14 protein-coding genes are annotated in these 17,325 nt (G+C 55.5%); 7 read left to right on the top strand and 7 right to left on the bottom strand.

Annotated elements, in window-relative coordinates:
• Positions 1-984 carry an ABC transporter substrate-binding protein gene (locus OQ273_RS22080; protein ID WP_267993574.1) on the bottom strand — a complete coding sequence of 328 codons (984 nt, stop codon included), beginning with the start codon at positions 982-984 and terminating at the stop codon, positions 1-3.
• A 246-nt stretch (positions 985-1,230) separates the two neighbouring features.
• Here OQ273_RS22080 and OQ273_RS22075 point away from each other — a divergent pair, with 246 nt between their 5' ends.
• On the top strand, positions 1,231-3,075 hold the full coding sequence (locus OQ273_RS22075) for an adenine deaminase (RefSeq protein WP_267993271.1): 1,845 nt from the start codon (positions 1,231-1,233) through the stop codon (positions 3,073-3,075).
• Positions 3,072-4,010, top strand: a complete 939-nt coding sequence (locus OQ273_RS22070) for a nucleoside hydrolase (RefSeq protein WP_267993270.1) — start codon at positions 3,072-3,074, stop codon at positions 4,008-4,010. Before OQ273_RS22075 ends, OQ273_RS22070 begins: the two co-directional genes overlap by 4 nt.
• 12 nt (positions 4,011-4,022) lie before the next feature.
• Here the strand turns inward: OQ273_RS22070 and OQ273_RS22065 are convergent, their stop codons facing one another.
• Positions 4,023-4,835 (bottom strand): hypothetical protein, encoded by an 813-nt coding sequence (locus OQ273_RS22065; protein ID WP_267993269.1) that lies wholly within the window; start codon positions 4,833-4,835, stop codon positions 4,023-4,025.
• Positions 4,836-5,293: 458 nt separating this feature from the next.
• Between OQ273_RS22065 and OQ273_RS22060 the strand changes: the two genes are divergently transcribed.
• On the top strand, positions 5,294-6,238 hold the full coding sequence (locus OQ273_RS22060) for a polysaccharide pyruvyl transferase family protein (protein ID WP_267993268.1): 945 nt from the start codon (positions 5,294-5,296) through the stop codon (positions 6,236-6,238).
• A 9-nt stretch (positions 6,239-6,247) separates the two neighbouring features.
• Here the strand turns inward: OQ273_RS22060 and OQ273_RS22055 are convergent, their stop codons facing one another.
• Positions 6,248-6,985 (bottom strand): glycosyltransferase family 25 protein, encoded by a 738-nt coding sequence (locus tag OQ273_RS22055; protein ID WP_267993267.1) that lies wholly within the window; start codon positions 6,983-6,985, stop codon positions 6,248-6,250.
• Between the two features lie 4 nt (positions 6,986-6,989).
• Here OQ273_RS22055 and OQ273_RS22050 point away from each other — a divergent pair, with 4 nt between their 5' ends.
• Positions 6,990-8,066: a formyltransferase family protein gene (locus tag OQ273_RS22050; RefSeq protein WP_267993266.1), complete on the top strand. Its 1,077-nt coding sequence runs from the start codon at positions 6,990-6,992 to the stop codon at positions 8,064-8,066.
• On the opposite strand, the gene OQ273_RS22045 is transcribed toward OQ273_RS22050, so the two are convergent.
• Positions 8,057-9,286 carry a Mur ligase family protein gene (locus tag OQ273_RS22045; protein ID WP_271292128.1) on the bottom strand — a complete coding sequence of 410 codons (1,230 nt, stop codon included), beginning with the start codon at positions 9,284-9,286 and terminating at the stop codon, positions 8,057-8,059. The genes OQ273_RS22050 and OQ273_RS22045 overlap by 10 nt on opposite strands.
• A gap of 16 nt (positions 9,287-9,302) precedes the next feature.
• Between OQ273_RS22045 and OQ273_RS22040 the strand changes: the two genes are divergently transcribed.
• Positions 9,303-10,535: a hypothetical protein gene (locus OQ273_RS22040; protein ID WP_271292127.1), complete on the top strand. Its 1,233-nt coding sequence runs from the start codon at positions 9,303-9,305 to the stop codon at positions 10,533-10,535.
• Positions 10,536-10,552: 17 nt separating this feature from the next.
• Here OQ273_RS22040 and OQ273_RS22035 read toward each other — a convergent pair whose 3' ends face one another.
• Genes OQ273_RS22035 through OQ273_RS22025 form a run of 3 tightly spaced genes read right to left on the bottom strand, consistent with a single transcriptional unit; the run spans position 10,553 to position 14,023 of the window.
• Positions 10,553-11,620, bottom strand: a complete 1,068-nt coding sequence (locus OQ273_RS22035) for a GNAT family N-acetyltransferase (protein WP_267993263.1) — start codon at positions 11,618-11,620, stop codon at positions 10,553-10,555.
• A gap of 1 nt (position 11,621) precedes the next feature.
• The gene (locus OQ273_RS22030) at positions 11,622-12,854 is read right to left on the bottom strand and encodes a hypothetical protein (protein ID WP_267993262.1); all 1,233 of its coding nucleotides are present in this window, start codon (positions 12,852-12,854) and stop codon (positions 11,622-11,624) included.
• Positions 12,851-14,023, bottom strand: coding sequence for a hypothetical protein (locus tag OQ273_RS22025; RefSeq protein ID WP_267993261.1), 1,173 nt, complete (start codon positions 14,021-14,023; stop codon positions 12,851-12,853). Before OQ273_RS22025 ends, OQ273_RS22030 begins: the two co-directional genes overlap by 4 nt.
• 144 nt (positions 14,024-14,167) lie before the next feature.
• On the opposite strand from OQ273_RS22025, the gene OQ273_RS22020 reads away from it, so the two are divergent.
• Positions 14,168-15,244, top strand: a complete 1,077-nt coding sequence (locus tag OQ273_RS22020; protein ID WP_267993260.1) for a sugar-transfer associated ATP-grasp domain-containing protein — start codon at positions 14,168-14,170, stop codon at positions 15,242-15,244.
• A 24-nt stretch (positions 15,245-15,268) separates the two neighbouring features.
• Positions 15,269-17,131 (top strand): asparagine synthase (glutamine-hydrolyzing), encoded by a 1,863-nt coding sequence (asnB, locus tag OQ273_RS22015; protein WP_267993259.1) that lies wholly within the window; start codon positions 15,269-15,271, stop codon positions 17,129-17,131.
• The last annotated feature ends 194 nt before the right edge of the window (positions 17,132-17,325 follow it).

The following is a 17,325-nucleotide window of genomic DNA, read 5'->3' as shown; positions in this document are numbered from 1 at the left end:
TTACAGACCGAAAATTTCGTTCCAGCGGTCAATCCACTCCGTCTTCGCAGCATTGAGTTTGCCGTAGTCGATGCGGTTGAGCGCAGCAATCTCGTCTTCGCCGTAAGTCCAGTTCGCCGCTTCCTCTTCGGTCAGCACGACTTCGGTATTAACGGGCGCGTCAACGCCCTGTTTTGCCTCAATCGTCTGAACCTCGGTGGACAGCACGAAGTTGATGAACTTGTGCGCCAGATCGACCTGTTTCGCTCCGGTCGGGATATTGATCGTGTTGAGTGTGGCAATGCCGCCGTCGCTCAACTCGGCCTCGACCATGCTCGGAACCGCTTCCATCAGCGATGCGAAGGTAAAGTCCTGCGCGACCGCGACAGTCGCTTCGCCCGTGGAGATCAGGTTCACCATCTCTGAGCCGGTATTGTAGTTTTTGACAATGTTTGGCTTGAGTTCCTCGATGGCTGCAAAGGCCCCGTCCGGGTCGGTATACGCATCCACGCCCGCGTGAGCGGCCGCGCGCAGCACCATCATCGGGCCGGCTGTCGTGGTGATGCCCGGCAGGCTGACTGTTCCGGCCAGATCTTCGCGCCACAGATCGTCCCAGCTCGTGATCGGATCGACCTTTTCGCTGTCATAAACGATCGACACGCGCCCGATGGAATAGGCCGGGCCATATTCGCCTTGCGGGGCTTTGGCCAGGTCATAGAGCTTTTCGACATTCGGTATCTTCGCGCGATCGACCGGCTGAAACAGTCCCTGCTCCACCCCGATCTGGGAAAAGCTGTCTGTCAGGAAGATGACATCGACACCTTCGCCCCGGCGCACTGCCAGTTTGTTGAGGCGATCGGCATTGTTACCGGTTTCAAACACGACTTCGCAGTCACACATTTTCAGGAAAGGTTGGATGATATTGGCGTCCAGCTTCTCGCCGTTATAGCCCCACCAGGAAATTGTGAACGTCTCCTTCGCGTTCGCCACGCCTGCGGAGAGCATCAGCGCAACAGCGCCTGCGGATAAAATTCTTTTCACGGTTTTCCCCCTAAGGAAATTTGTTTCGACAAATTCAGGCCATCCCCAAAAAGATAATGGTGTCAAAGGTCTTGGGAGTGCATTTTAGGGAAGTCCTGCTTTACAATAGAAGCGTCCGCACCGCATGAGTCAAGCGCTGACGCACGACTACAAAGGCAGGTTGCAGTCAAACGCGCGATACACCAAATTCCCGGATTTGAGAGGCCAAACGTGGGAAACATCAACTTCGATGAAGAAGTAACGCTGCGGCGTTCTTTGGTGCAGGTCGCACTTGGCCGCACGCCTGCCGATCTGATTTTGAGTGTCGGTCGCCTGCTTGATACGCCGACTGCGACGTGGATGGAAAATGTCGATATTGCGATCTCGGGCGGCCGAATAGCCTTTGTCGGTCCGAGAGGAAGCTATCCGGGCGAAGCCCGCAAGCATGTGGAACGACTCGACCTGTGCGCGGTCCCGGGCCTCGGCGAAGTTCACAAACACATTGAAAGCTCCCACCTGACACCCGAATATGAGGCCGCGCTCGTTCTGCCGCGCGGCAACACATGGACGTGCGAAGCAAGTCACGAACTGTCCAACGTCCTGCCGAAACAAACCCTCGATTTCTGGCTGTTGGCACGCGAGGCGGGTTCGCCGCTGAAAATCTTTCCCCTGCCGGGTTCGGCCGTGCCGCCAACCGGCTGGGAGCACGGCGCTTATCTTGACGGATTGGACCAGTCCGGCTTCCTGGCGGCCTCTGCCATGACAGTCGGACTTGACGAGGTCATGGACTGGCCGGCGATCACCGATGCGGACAATCCCGGCCATGAACGCCTGTGGTCGATGATCCGCGCAACGATGGAAGCGCGTGGTGTCGTTGAAGGCCACGCGGCCGGCATTCGCGACCTTGCCGGCATCAATGCCTTTGCCGCCGCCGGCATGGCCTCCGACCACGAGGCCTGGACAGCCGAGGAAGCCTGGGAAAAACTGCGGCACGGGCTGTTTGTCGAACTGCGCGTGCACACCATGGCCGAAATCATTGAAGGGCTTTTGGAGCGTGGCTTGCAGGACTGGTCGCAAATAGCTGTTGCGACAGATGATCGCAGCGCATCCGATACGCTGAAACTCGGCGCCACGGACCACAATGTCCGTCTTGCTATGAAGGCCGGCCTTGCACCGGAAACCGCCATTCAGCTCGCCACCATCAATCCGGCGCGGCACATGCGCCTGACACCATGGGTCGGAAGCATATCGCCCGGGCGGTTCGCCGATCTGGTCCTGCTCGACGATGTTGAAAGCTTCTCGATAGCGCAGGTCTGGGCCGACGGACGCCAGGTTTCCGAAGGTACCGAATATCTCGAAAAAGTCCCGAACCTCGACTGGCCGGACTGGGCCCGTAACACGATCCGTATAGGCCGGCCGCTCGTCGCGGATGACTTTGCAATCCCTGCAGAACCGGATCGTGAGACGATGCAGGCCTGGGTCTTGCGTCCCTTTCATTGGAGTGACGATGTTCCCACACGCACCCTGCCGGTTGAAAACGGGCTCGTGCAGCGCGATCCGGAACAGAACATCACCAAGTTCTCCATCATAGACAGGTTCTCGGGCGCGGCGGCGGTGTCGAAGATGTTCTGGCTCGGCTGCGGGCCGCGGGACCCGGACACCGCGCTGTGTTGTTCCATGGGTCATGACAAGCACAATGTCTGGTGCGTCGGCTCTTCCGATGCAGCCATGGCAAAGGCGGTCAACGCCCTGGCCGACATGGGCGGCGGCTGGGTGCTGGTCCATCGCGGTGAGATCAGCGCCCGCGTACAATATGAAATCGCAGGCCTGATGACGGCGCGCCCTGCCAAGGTCAATGATGCTGAAATGACGGCTCTCTACCGGGCCGCGGAAGAGGTCGACTGGATGTATGAACCGAGTTTCCATCCCCGCTGGCAACCCGGATTTCCGGAGCGCCTGGCCATAGCAACGCTGACCTGCGCCCCGTGGCGATGGAACCTTGTTGCCCCGAGCGCACATGCGCCTGACGGCTTTATCAACGTGGCGACGGGCGAAACGCGTCCGGTGGTCTTTTGAACCCGCTCATCCTTGATACCGATGGCGGCGTCGATGATGCCCAGGCCCTGATCATGCTCCTGGCCAATGGTCGCCCACCTTCAGCGATCACCACATGCCATGGAAACGTCCCGGTGGAGCAAGCCACCGACAACATATTGCGCGTGCTCGCCCTCGCGGGCGCGGAGATCCCCGTCTACCCAGGTTCGGTTTCGCCGATGGCGCAAGAGCCGATCAATGCGACCGCCATTCATGGAGACAACGGCCTTGGCGGCATCGAGCTTCCGCCGGCTCGGGCCGGCGCGCAATCGCAGGACGCGGTGTCCTATCTGACGGAAACGCTGATGCAGGCCGCCGGCAATGGCCCGGTCGACATTCTTATGATCGGTCCGTTGACAAATCTGGCGCATGTCCTGCAAGCCGAACCGCAAGCGGCGGCAGGCATTGGCAGCGTCATCATCATGGGCGGCACGATTGAGGGGCGCGGCAACATCACACCGGCGGCGGAGTTCAACATCTATGCCGACCCGGAGGCTGCCTCGATTGTGTTCAGCTCAGCGCTGGACATCCTGTTGGTGCCCTGGGAGACCTGTGCACGCCATTATCTGACCGGAGCTGAGTGCGACGGGCTTCACGGGGCCGTTCCGGAAACGGCGATCTGCGCGTTCATGACCGCTCTCACCGCGCATGCCCGCCGGGTGACCCAGGGCTTTGGCAATCCCGACCGCCTCAGATTTGTCGATCAGCTAGCAGCAAGCGTGACAATCAACGCTGACATTGCGACCCGCACCCTGAAGGCCTCCGTCGCCGTGTCACTGGAGCCGGGACTGACCAGGGGCATGACCGTCGTCGACCCGTCCGGCCGCCTCGGAACGCCGAAAATCCGCCTCGTTGAAACCTGTGACCTAGGGAGTATCACCGAGCATTTCAGAAGCGCTGCGGTTCTCGCAAGCTAGAGCATGCCTCGTTCAAACAGGGCGGTTTTCTGCACAATGTCCGTAGACAACCGTCAATATTCCAATGCTGACAAGGAAGCTGATCCAACTGAATGCGGTCGTGAACGCCATTCGAACAATCTCCAGCGCCGTAGACTGAGTAGAGACAATTTCAAACAAGAAGGTCGGGATGAAATTGAACACCACGATGCAAACCGCGGTTACAAGAAGCGGCCCGGCCACGTGCCGCGTCAATCTGATGGATTCGCCGAATGATATCCTCTTGTCGACCGCAATAGTCGGCAGGACCAGGCCGATTCGTAAAATAACCCACGTTGCTGCGACATTTACCAGCAACAGGAATGCTGCCATCACAAACAGACTGTTGGAGGATCCACCTTCATTAGTAACAGATCCGAAGATGACCGAACCGAACACCAAAACCAGGATGAGTAACAGGGGAAGGAACACCGCCGCCAGAATGAGCATAATCAGAAGTCCGCGTATGACGTAAGTTCCGATTGACCACTGCCGCCGTAGCACAAAGAAGTTTTGCGGCTCCTCATCCAGTAAGACAAATCGATGCCAGCCAATTGCGATAACCGCCCCGCCGAGCAAAAAGACTACCATTGTGGCAATGGACAACAGCAGGGTCAGGAAAACAGGCGGCCCGGCATGTGGTTGAACACCTTCGCTGCCGGCCTGCTGATCAAGACCGCCGAACATTCCAAAAAACCCCAAAAACAGCAGCAAGCCGAGCAGCAGCCAGAACCAGCTTAAGCGCAAAGCCACGCCAAGGTGGCCGAAAACCTGTTTCAGGCAAAGTGCAAAAATCCTGTAACCCATCGTTGCATCCTCGGATTCGATTTCACGAAATAGACGCCCGTAGCGCCTCTGGTCTGAATTCAGGCACGGATCGAATCAACCCGCTCAAGTGTTAATCGGTATTTTCAATCTTAAAACATTGGAGAATACAATTTCTAATGGAAAATAGAAGAAATAAAGCAACCTCACATTAAGAATAGTCTCGCAGTATATTCTTAGTGCAGAGTCGGTCTTGATGGGGTTCGCCACGGAAGAGCAACAAAACCATTTCGCTATGAAAGAGCAGAACCGAGCAAATCAAAAAACAAAATCTCTATTGCTTTTACCGGTTCTATAATTCTGAATTGGCGAATACGTATGAATAAATAATCGCACTCAGCATATGATATACATATTATGTATCTATCAATTGTTTGCTTTTTGCGATAATTATCGACAGTCACTTGCTGTTCAATTCAATAAAATCTGGAACCCAGGATATGGCGTCTGCAACGGGGATCCGCACACAACAGATGAACAGTTCCGCCAAGGGATATATTGAGCAAGCGCTCAGCGGACTGGCGCCGGGAAAACCATACGCAATCGTTGATTATCCCAACTATGCCAATCCTGGCGACTGCGCGATATGGTTGGGAGCGCGTCGGGCTCTGGAGAGCATCTACGGATATGCGCCCGCCTACGTATCGACCGTCCGGCAATTCGATGCTCGACGGTGCCGCGAGAAAACTTCCGAGGGCACGATATTCTTTCTCGGAGGTGGAAATTTCGGATCACTGTACGAGAAGCACCACCGAATGCGCCTTCGGGCACTCGACAAAATTGCGGATTTGCGAATTGTCCTGTTGCCGCTGAGTGTTGCCGAGCGCGATCCCGGCAACCCAGCGCTGATCGCCGAGACCCGTTCGGTGGTGGAACGCTGCCTCAACTTGAAAGTTCTTGTCAGGGAGCGAAACAGCATGAAGCAACTTCGCGAGACTTACCGAATTGAAGGACAACTATGCCCCGATACTGCCCACTGGTGCCACATATCAGACGCGAGGCCGACAACCGAGGCGGTTGGCCTGTTTAGGAAGGACGGCGAAGCTTTACCGGGTGCCTCCGGCAACCATCTGCCGAGCGGTGATGTTTTCGACTGGCGGGATAACCGGACGATCATGCAGATGAACCGACTCGGCAAAATTTCGCCTCTGATCCCGTCCCGGCGGCTGCGACTTGCTGCATTTGACAGTGTCGCAAAGTCCAAGGTCAAGGCCGCATCAAAACTGTTGGGACGCGGCAACCGCGTCCTGACTGACCGCCTGCATGGTGTCATCCTCGCCTCTCTGATGAAACGGGAGGTTGCGGCAGCAGACAACAAGACCGGGAAAGTCGGCGCCTATGTCAACACCTGGCCACACCTGTTGCCTCACGTCACGTTGAACTGAGGCAACGTCCTACCAATCAAAACGGTTTCTGTCCGGAAAGCGTGCGGCGTGGCCATGTCGCATGCGCCTCTGCTCAAACTGATAACGCAGGTTTAGCACAAAGCGATCAACGAGACTTTTCGGTTTGTTGTTTGCACGGCTAGCATCCAAGGTGCTGGCGGTGGCGGTATCTTTTCGCGGCTCACAAAGAGACGGTGCGACAACTTTTGTGCAAAGCCCGTGATCCCACCACTGCTTGAGCGCAGAGTCGACAGGAAGACTGAACGGCACCATCGCCCGGGACAAGAAATCAGCTGCCGGACGGGAGATTGCATAGCCGATTGTGGACATCGGGATTTTCCGCGAAAGTCCGATCGAATACCCGCACTCCATTGGTTCAATCCGCTCCAGCGACAGGGCCTTATGGCTGTAGAGCCGAACAAGATCCCAGTCGCGCTTACCGGATTCGATTTCCAACATTGCCGTGCGTGCATTCGCACAAAACGAAACGTCATCCTCAAAAACCCAGGCCATATCCTCCGAGCTCTCCGCAATCGCCCGCCACACCTTGATGTGAGACAGAAAACAGGCAATCTCGCCAGGGCTAAGCTGACGCTTGACCATCGCCGCGGGCGTCTTATCGACGGCCGCGCCAATCGTCTGAGGATCCAGTTCGCGGTAGTCGACACCCGCCAAGCGCTGGAAATTGAGGCCAAGAGAATCCAGCGCAGCGCCCGAAATCCTCAGTCGTTCGGGATGACGATCCAAATTAATGAGATACGCAGAAAAGGAAAATTCTGACAAAGCCGCCCGACTCGCTCTATTCTATGTTTTTCCGATAGCACTGTGGGAAATTCTTGTTGATATGCCTGACTCGTTTCGCGCTTTATTTATCGTTGAAAAAAGCATCGTAAGCTCAGCTTTCATCGATGCTTGGCTTGGTTGCGGTAATACTATCTCTGCTATCTGGACTAGAGACAAAAAACATCTAGAATCAAGCATAACGCAAGAAATCGTTTCTTTTTCAAGCTCAGTACCAACGCTTAGAGCTCATGTCAAACGTCATAATATTCATGTAATTCGAAATGATATTCTTTCAAGTATTCCACAAAAAAGAGATTTATTGTCGGAAGTTAAAGCCGATACTCTCATTACCCTGATGACACATCAGATTGTGCCGCGCTGGATAATAGATCAATTCGGCAGGCGGGCGGTTAACGTGCACCCGGCTTTGCTACCCCACTACAAGGGTCCCAAGCCAACGCTCAGCCTGTTGGCCGATGGCCAGGCGGACACGTATGGCGGCGTAACGATACACCAGCTTGATGCTGGCATCGACACGGGTCCAATTATCGCTCAACGGAGCGTTCCGGCCGCTCCTGGCCAGAACTACCACGTCTGGACCTTTCGCTTGGCGCAGGCCGCCGCCGATCTCGCGCGCACCGATCTGCAGTCCTATCTCAGAGGCGACCTTGAGGCTGTTGCTCAAATCCAGGGCTCCGGAAACTACAGAAAGGCCGGCCGATATGAGTTCTGTGTGGAAGCGGGGAAAACACTTGACGAGGTACGGCGACTTCTGGCCATGCCTGCCGGCGTCAATGTGCGTGCGGCGATACAACCACCTATAGGTCGGCGTGATACATTTCCGGTCCACCGCTCAGTTTCCGTTGTTTCCGAGCCCACCGGAGCGGATGCGCGTGTCTCGCCGATCTTTGTCGAAATGGATATCCGCGACTGCCGCATACGGATGTTTCGCAAGAGAAAGGCGGTTTCCATATTGTCCAACCCGGCAATTTCGATCGCCGGGTATCGGTTGAGTAAATTCTGGCAGGCCAAAGATCAGGTCTGACGCGTTCGTGAGAACCAACGCTTCTTGCCGTGAAGGTGCCTGCAATGGTTGCAGGTATACGGCCTGCTACAATCCGTTAACTCGCAAATCACCGGCTTTTTATGATCCAGCACGATGCGCTCGAGGTGATCGGCGGAGCCCGAGGCTTTAATGTAGATAAGGTCTCCCGCCTTCAAAGCCCCGCGCAGAAAAGCCGTCAACTCCTTGTAGGTCTCGAACATGAAGAGCCGATCCGGGTAATCGGCTTTCAGCCGCCTGACCCGCTGCGAATGCCGACCGTAGAAGATAACAAGCTGCGCTGCCTCAAGTGCCGATTTCGCACTTCGGACATACTTGCCCCTGGCAGAACCCCGATAGTCTGAAATCGTTCCGAAGATCATGACCTTACGTTGTGCCTTTGCAGCGGCGACAATGTCCACGCTTGACTGGACCGTCCAAAGCGGTGCCTTGTATGAGTCGACAATAAATGTCATGCCATTGTGGGTATAAACATCGTCTTTGAAACGCAGCGGTTCAACCGTTTCAATGCCGGCGGCGGCCTGTTTGAGCGGCACACCCACCGCATGCGCTGCAGCAAGCGCAGCCAGCACGCTGGTAGTCCAGCGCTCGCCCACAAATCGTGTCGGAACGTCCACAACCTCCTCACCTGCACACACTCTTAGATTGAGGCGCTCGGGATATCCGTGACTGCTTGAAACAAGGCGAATATCAGCATCGGGCGCCTTGCCGAAAGTGATGACATTGGCGTGTGTACGCCCAGCCATCGCAGCCACAAGTGGGTCGTCGGCATTGAGAATCGCATGTCCATTTTCCGGCAATGCCTCAACCAGTTGCCCCTTTGAGACGGCGATATCTTCAGGCGAGTCGAAGTTCGAGATGTGATCCATCCCGATTGTGGTCACGACACCGATTGTCGGCCTGATGAATCTGACCGATGTCTCCATGGCATCATGTTTATGCCCGCTGACTTCCTGAACCCAGATTTTTGCACTGGCCGGCATCCTGAACATTGCCCCCCGAATGCCTTTGGGCGTGTTCTTTCCATATCCGAGATAAACACCGGGTTTTTCAGCCAATGCAGCGGCAGTAAGTTTGGTGGTTGTCGACTTACCGCAACTGCCGGTGACCGCGATGATTGAATCCAGATGAATACGTTTGCGACGCCACTCAGCATAAATTTTCTTCCAGCCTTTGCGCACGGCCCTGATTGAGCTGCGCAATCGGCCATCACGGCTGTTGAGCTCGCTCAATCGAGTGAAAACTGCGGTCCGGGAGGTGCTCTTCGCCTTCAAAGGTTTATTTTCCTTTTTGCTCTATTTGCTTCCCGACTACTTCAGCAACTGTTATTTTGCGAAAAGAGCGCTCTGGATTTCAAGTACTGTTGGAAGCGGGCACGGGCTGTTTAAAGTAGAATTTATGTCTGAACGCTATTTTTCCTACGAGCTTACGAATGAGATCCTCTCCGCTGGCGATATGGCACGCTTCTACAAACGGACACGTTTGAAGCCGCCGGCCCGGCGGCGTTTCTCGGAAAGTGACATCAGAGAGATATTGCTCCTTTGCGGATCTGCAGCTTCAACCCTTTTCCCGGTCAGCACATGGACATCTTTCAATCGGTTTACTTCATCAATTCGTTATCGTCACCATCGTAAAAAGAATTTCGCAAGATTTGCCAAGTCAATGCGATCTGTTTTTTCTATCAATGACGAAGAAGAAGTTGAGTTGTTATTTCGATCTCATCTGCGAATGACACACAGACGCAGACATATGCTCATGGTCGATATTCTTGCACAACGAAGAAATCCGAAAATCGACTTTTCTGGCGCCGACCTGCTTCGCGACGCCCTGAAGGCCGGCAAAGGTGCCATAGTCTGGGCATTTCAGTTCGAATATCAGGCTCTGGCTGGCAAACGGGCGTTGCGGGAACAGGGTTTTGAGCCGCTTCAGGTCAGTGTCGACAGTCACGGGTTTTCTGATACCGCATTTGGAAATGCGACTATCAACCGGCTTCTACGCAGCGCGGAAAACAAGTATTTGAAGCAACGGGTCGTGTTCGACCGCAGCCATGGCGCCTCCGTGATGGGGAAGATCATCAGCCTTTTGGAACAGGGCGAACTCATAATATTGACCAACAATGTCTATGCCGGAAACATGTTCGTCGAGATGCCGTTCGGCGAAGCGGGTTATGTCAGCATGCCGACCTCTCCGCTCTCCATAGCCACCCGCCGCAACACGCCCATCTTTTCAATGTCCATACTGGAAACCGAGCCCTTAAGACGCATGGAAGCCACCGTCGAGCCCTTAAACGGCAACCGCCACGCAATTCCGGAAGACGGCACCGATAAACGGGACTATGCGAGAATGGCCCGGCTTGCACTCGACGCACGTGATCATCTGTTCAGACAATGCCAACGGGCACCGGATCAATTTCTGGTGGCTGAAAACCTTGCAGCAAGTCGGTTTGAGTGAGCGATCCCGCCAGGAGATTATTTCAGAGTACCAAATCGCCAGGACACCGGCCCGGCGCGGCAGCCAAATATCTTGTTGGTACGGTCCGCGATTCGCTCCTTCCAGGCACCATTGCCGATCATGAAGTCCACAGTCTTCATGCGTTGTTCAATGCCGAATTTAATCGCTTCGTGGACAATCAGCCAACCGGGAGAAAACTGTTCCCAGGCTTCGCTGTGTGCGAGTTTAGATAGAAAAAGCGTGCCATCGCGCTCAAAGAACAACAGACTTGCAATGCGTTCGGTATCCGATTCCAACAGGAACAGGTGGCTCCTGTTCCTTTCGTCCTGAATATTGCTGATCAATTGAAACCAGGCTTCCGTTTCCTCAGGTGCGACCCAATCCATAAGATCGCTACGCATCCCCGCCCAGCGCCTTTTCCTGTCGAAGAGTTCATTCATCACATCACGGCGTTCCGCTGCATTTGTGATCAGCCTTGGAGCCTTGGCGCCGGCCTTCTCAATTCTCCGGACGAAATTGCGTATTCGCTGCCGTCGATTCGTTGAGATCCGTGAAAGATAGTGCTCCCAGCTCTCAAATTCAGAAATGTTCAAAGACGGCGCCGTCGTCAGCAACTTTGTCGGCAGTCCAGTGGCATTAAGCAACCGGTGAAGATTTGAGCCTTCAAGTACAAAGCCGATTTTCAACACCCGGTTCAACAAGGACGTTGAAAGAACACTCTTGAAATGTCGGGCGGCAACCTCGATTTCGACATCCGGATCCAGAAGCACATCGTCATAAAGCGGCGTTTTGGAATCCAGCCAAACCAGCTTGTGCGTTCCAAGCGGCTCGCGGACCCGCACCATGGGCACGCCCATCACGAGAGTGCCCCCCCGGTCCCGGAAGACAACAATATGAAGCTTGCTCCCGGAATCAGCGCGGTGCCGGTCCCAGTTTGCCCTTATCACCTCGTACCGCGTGAAAAACCCCTGTGGTCCGCATCGCGCATTCAAGGCCGACCATTCCCGCTCAAGCAGACCGAGCCCATTTTCGCTGTCGACGATTTCCCACTGGTAATCCATATCTCCGGGCGATTGCACAACCATTTCAGATCACGTTCCGAAACCAGTGTTTCAGTTGCTCGAAACGATTTGGCATATGTACAAAATCGACCCCGCATCCGGCGAGGCTCTGCTCGCGCCTGTGTAATACCTTAAGACTATCTGCAACGATCATCAGGCGCATCCGCGCGGTGCCGCCTTTCAGGCCGCCAAACTCCGGTTCGAACGTGGCCAGTGGGATAATCCAGCCGTCACGGAAGCCCTGATCGCAACGCCGGATCATCTGCGCAAGAGTGCCTTCCGACCTGCAAAATGCCAGACGTGCAAACCGGGCACCTGTGCCCAAATTACTGCGCCGCAACGCCTCATACAGAAAAGCAGAGCTGGAAACTGGCCGAAAATTAAGGTCAATCACAAAAGCCTTGCCATGCCTGTCCAACAGAATATCGAACCCGCACAGACCTCGAAAACCCAGTTTGCTACCGGCTTCGGCAATTGAACGGCCGATCGTGAGGACATTTTCTTCCGGGCTTGCATCGACGGCGTACAGATTTCCCGCATGAATTCCGCTGCGAATGCAAATCTGTTCCGTTGCCCCTATTTCACACACGGTCCCATCCGCCGTGACGGCAAATTGCACGCACCAGTTCCGCACCGCTTCAATCAGTTCCTCGGCAATCAGAGTCTCAGCATCCGCGAAGCGTGACAGAGCACGGTCGATGTGCCTGCGCCGGCGACAGATCGCAACGTCCAATCCACCGGCATTGGGTTCGTTCGTTGCTATCTTCAGGGCAATCGGCGCCACCAAGGTGTCGCGCTGGTCGCGGCTGCCATTGTCGATTGTGCGGCGTCTCGGGATATTCTCCGGACCTGACAATTGGGCAATGTTTTGTTTGTTGTTCAGGTGGGCGAGACAATCGGAAGCGACAAGAGCGGCTTTCTTTTCAGGCAATTGTACGCTGGACGGGTAGACGAAAACCGCGGTCTGGCCATCTTCAATACGTCGCATGAGGGCATTGTGGTAATCGTCGGGTGTTTCATAGGTTTCAATGGCGCTGCCTATGTTGACACCGCAACGCTCCATCAATTCCAAGCCGTCGGGAGACATGGCGGCTTTATGCACAAGCATGGGAAATCCGCCGGCACATGCGATCAGATTCGCGGTCATGAACTCGACCGCGTGCAGATCTGAAGGCACCCATTTTGCCGATGGATCTTCCAGACGCGGCGCCAGAAAGGTTCCGGGCGGATAGATCGCCGTAAGCTCCGGAAGGGTCATCCGCTCGTCCCCGTTCTTGCCCGCCGGAACCGCATTTTGCGCTTCAGCCTCTTGAACCGACGCTTTATTTCCGAGACCGGCACCAGTCGCTGCAAACCCTTTGTCCGCTCATAGCGTCGCAGCCCCTTATCTATCGATGCGACGATGTCACCGTGCCCTCCCTTGGCCAAAGCGAATTTCCGCATTTGCTTCAGATCGGACAGCGAACCTTCCCCGGTGACACGCAAATCCGGTGTCGCTGGCGCAGCGGCATCGAATGTCGTTGCCGAATTTCGAATATCCAGAAGATCAAATGAGGCCTGCATGAACAAGCACTTGTCGCATGCCCCGCAATTCTCGAACTGAAGATTGCAGACCCTGAGCCGACGCATCAATTCCGGTTCACGGCCAAGGCGGTCAATTTTCGCAAGCCGATCAACCATTCCATGATGCTCGATGCCGGCGCCGGGCGTGCTCCAAAGGCCATCGAGCGCCGGATGGGAGCCCCACCTGCGGTTCCAGGACGATTCGTCCGCCGATGAGGCGATGAGCTGATTGTCGAATTCGTCGGCCAGCATATGTCTGATCGCAGCGAGAACCGCGCCGTGATATTCGACCCAACCAATCAGCGCATCGGACGTTCGCCTGATGTCCGTGGATACGAATATTGCATTTAACTCATAGTGACCGGCTATATCCCGCGTGATGGCTTCGAGCCGTTCGGCATTTTCCTTGTCGTTCGGATTAACATCCGCACCTATGACCGTGACCAGCCCCCCGAGCTTTTCACCCGATTCCACAAGGGAAAAGCACGAATCGACACCGCCGGAGAAAAAGAGGCCGGTCTTCCGGTTGGCAGGATATTGCCGGCGCGTCGTCTTAGCCAGAATCGAAACCGGCTGATAGCCCGGATACCAGGCACACAAGAGCTCCTGTATGTCGCCCGATTGCTCCATCAGGTCTTCGTCGACCTCGCAATCGATGCGCAAGTCGACACCCAGTTCCAGAGCAGGCAGCAAACCGAGGCACAACAGCGCATCGCCTGAGGCAGTGAGCGGAGCGCCCGCTGATTTGAAATGAACCAGCCGTTCATAATGACCGGACGAAAACCGCACAGTCAGGGGGGTTCGATCGCTGTCCTGAACCGGCATCGATGGTGCGAATGAGACAGACAGGCACCCAGGCTTCATTGTCTGCTCATCGTCGATCATGTTGATGGATGAGGTATGAACTGCGCATTCTGAGTCGCATGACGAGACCGAAACATTCAGATAAAATGGAAAGAATTCCAAGTATTTGCAGGCACATTAGCAGCAATTGATCAGAAACGGTACTTGTGGTTTAAGTCGATCATGGGGATATTTACTCGTATTAGCTCTTTTTCCGGCCTGCTTGACGAAGAATTTAAGCATCCTGCACCACACATTATATGGCGTATCCGGTCAATAGTCCGCGGCCACCCGTCCAGGTCTATTGCTCTTCTACCCCCGGATATCCGCAGTTCCGGAAGATACATTCGCCTGACAAAATTTGAGAGAAGATCTGCCTTCTACAACAGAATGTTGTATGCGGCTTTACATAACAAGATCTCTCAAAAACTGTGGCTCGACAAAGTACGGCCAAGTGTTTCACCACCGGTGACTCACTACGTCGCCGGCGACCGCGTTGTCCCCATAGCCGATGGGGTGTCCGCAATCACCAAACGGTCGCAAGTGCCGTCACTTCTGGAAGGTGACCGAGCCATCTTCATCAAGCCGGCCGACGCAGGCAAAGGTGCCGGTGCTTTCAGGGCGGCACGTGAAGGGCGGGGCTTTCGCATCAACGGCGACTATCTTGACAGGTCAGGCATGGACCAGTGGGTCAAGGGGCTTCCGCTCGGTTTCATGATTTCCGAGATCATCGAACAATCAGCCTGGGCACGTCAAATATTCCCTGACGCCGTCAATTCTGTCCGGGTGCTGACTGCAACGTCCGCGGTCGACTACAGGGTCGTCATCCTCGCCGCAACCCTCAAATGCGCGACCAGCCGCTCGGCGCCGACCGATAATTTTCTGAAGGGAACGGGCGGCACCGTTTCGGCCATTGATCTCGAAACCGGTGTGCTTGGCCCATGCGTGTCATTTAATGAAGAAAGGTTTGCACGGACGCTTTCCGATACCCATCCGGAAACAGGGACATTGCTGGCGGGTGTTACGGTGCCGCATTGGCAAATGATTTGCGAAACGGTCTCCGAACTGTCCGGCATCCTCCCGCGCCCCGGATTGGTGGGCTGGGACATCGCGCTGCGCGAAGACGGCGTCACCGTTATCGAGATGAATACGCGACCGGGGGTCGATTCTGTCCAGAGCGCTGCCTCGCTGCTCGACACCGAACCCAAGAGGCGCATCCTCGCCGAATTCCGCATGATTTGAAACGCAAGAAACAGGGCCTGCCGAATGTGTGGAATTGCAGGAATTTGGCATCGCAAGGACCGGGTAACGGAAACTGACACTGCAGATATCCGCTCAATGATCCAGGAGATTGCCCATCGAGGGCCCGATGGGCAAGGGTTTTGGTCAAATGAGCGCCTAGCATTTGGCCACTGCCGGTTGGCTATCCTCGATCCGTCGGACCGAGGACTGCAACCGGCAACCACGCCCGACGAAAGCGGCGCTCTGGTTTATAATGGTGAAGTCTACAACTTTCGGGAACTGCGCGCTGAGCTGCAAAGGGTCGGCATAAACTTCATCAGCGAAAGCGACACCGAAGTCGTATTGTGGGCACTTCATCATTGGGGAGTGGAAGAGGCACTGCAACGTTTTACCGGAATGTTCGCATTCGCCTATTTCGACAAGCGCAAGGAGGCCCTGTGGTTGTGTCGCGACCGTCTCGGTATCAAGGCGCTTTCCTTTGCGTCAGTCGGCGACCGCTACATGTTTGCCTCCGAGGACAAGGCACTGCTCAGGGTATCCGGCTTCGAAACACATATCGACACACGCTCCCTGACCCTGGCGCTTGCGTTTCAGAGTGTTGATTCTTACCTCTCTTCCTTCCGGAATGTGAGAAGGTTACCGCCGGGTGCCTGTTGGCGGATAGACAATGACGGTGTTCACGAGGGGTCATTCTGGCATGCTCTTGACGCGCTGGATCCCCTGAGGCTGGGCGAGCGCCGACCGGACACTGAAAGGGCAAAGACAGAGCTGGAAGCGCGTCTGCGCGCGAGTGTCGGAATGCACTGTCTGTCTGATACAGAGCTTGCCACCGCCTGTTCCGGCGGAGTCGATTCAGGCATGATCACGGCTCTGACACGCGAGTTCGTCAATCCGTTCCATGCCTATGTCATCGATCCGGATACCGGTGTCAGCGAAGCCGAGGACGCACAGCGAACCTGCTCGGGATTGAGCGTGCCATTGAAAAGGGTCGCACTGGACCGGGCTCAGTATTTGCGGCTGCTCGCCACTTCGATCTACCACGTTGAAAATGGTAATCTCAGCAATGCAACACCGGCACTCCTCGCACTGACGAGACGCTGCAAGGCCGACGGAATCAAAGTGCTTTTGACCGGCGAAGGCTCAGACGAACTGTTCGGCGGTTACCCGTGGCACGCAAAATCCGCGCGCCGTGCATCCATCTTGTCTCTGATCGCCGCTCTCGGGCCAACGCGAAGCGCCCGGAAACGGCGACTTGATCGCCTGATCGATTCCGCCTTCGTCAATGCAATGGGAGGAATGACACCCAGCGTTGCGATGAAGTTTGCTTCCTCTCTTTCGGCGGCATACAATTTTCGCCAGCATGACATAATGGAGGCTCTGGAATTCCTGAAGCCAATATCTCGCCGGGTCTATGCGGGTAACGGGATTTTCGACCTGTGTGGTCACATGCAAGGCATAATCCATCGTCACGATCGCGTTTCAATGGCATCTTCAGTCGAATTGCGCGTGCCGTTTCTGGAGAACGGAATAATCGACTTTGCCCTCAACCTGCCGCCTGCGCTCAAATATCGAAAACGGCAGGGAAAATGGCTTTTGAAACAGGTGGCATCGAGATATTTGCCTGCGCAGAATATTCTGGCAAAGAAGAAGGGCTTTCCCGTAACCAACGACTATTTCGAGGGTACTGAGACACTCCTGAACGGCGGCGTGCTGCGTGAGTTAATGGGATGGAGTATTGGGGAAACCGGCCGCTTTGTCGCAATGTGCGGGGCAAACCCCTACCTGCGCGCGCGCCTTGTCGGCCATGAGGTCTTCGCACGCATTTACGGCTCGGGAGAAACAGCGGAAGACGTTGGCGAAAAACTGGTCGGCGCTGCCGGGCGCTGAACCCGCGTTCTTCAAGCCTCCGTAGCCGTCTGACAGGAACCGGGCCTGCGAGAGGCTCGGCCGTCGTGGACCCGTCGGGACGGGTCGGCATGCCTAAGATCAGCCTGTTGGAAACATGCAACCCTGGCAGCGTCATGGGCCATTTCAAGAACGCGGCTGGGTTCAGCCGTTGAACGCACGGCACTGATGTGTCC

Source organism: Hoeflea prorocentri (assembly GCF_027944115.1).
GTDB lineage: Bacteria > Pseudomonadota > Alphaproteobacteria > Rhizobiales > Rhizobiaceae > Hoeflea_A > Hoeflea_A prorocentri.
This window is presented reverse-complemented; position numbering and strand designations above follow the sequence as displayed.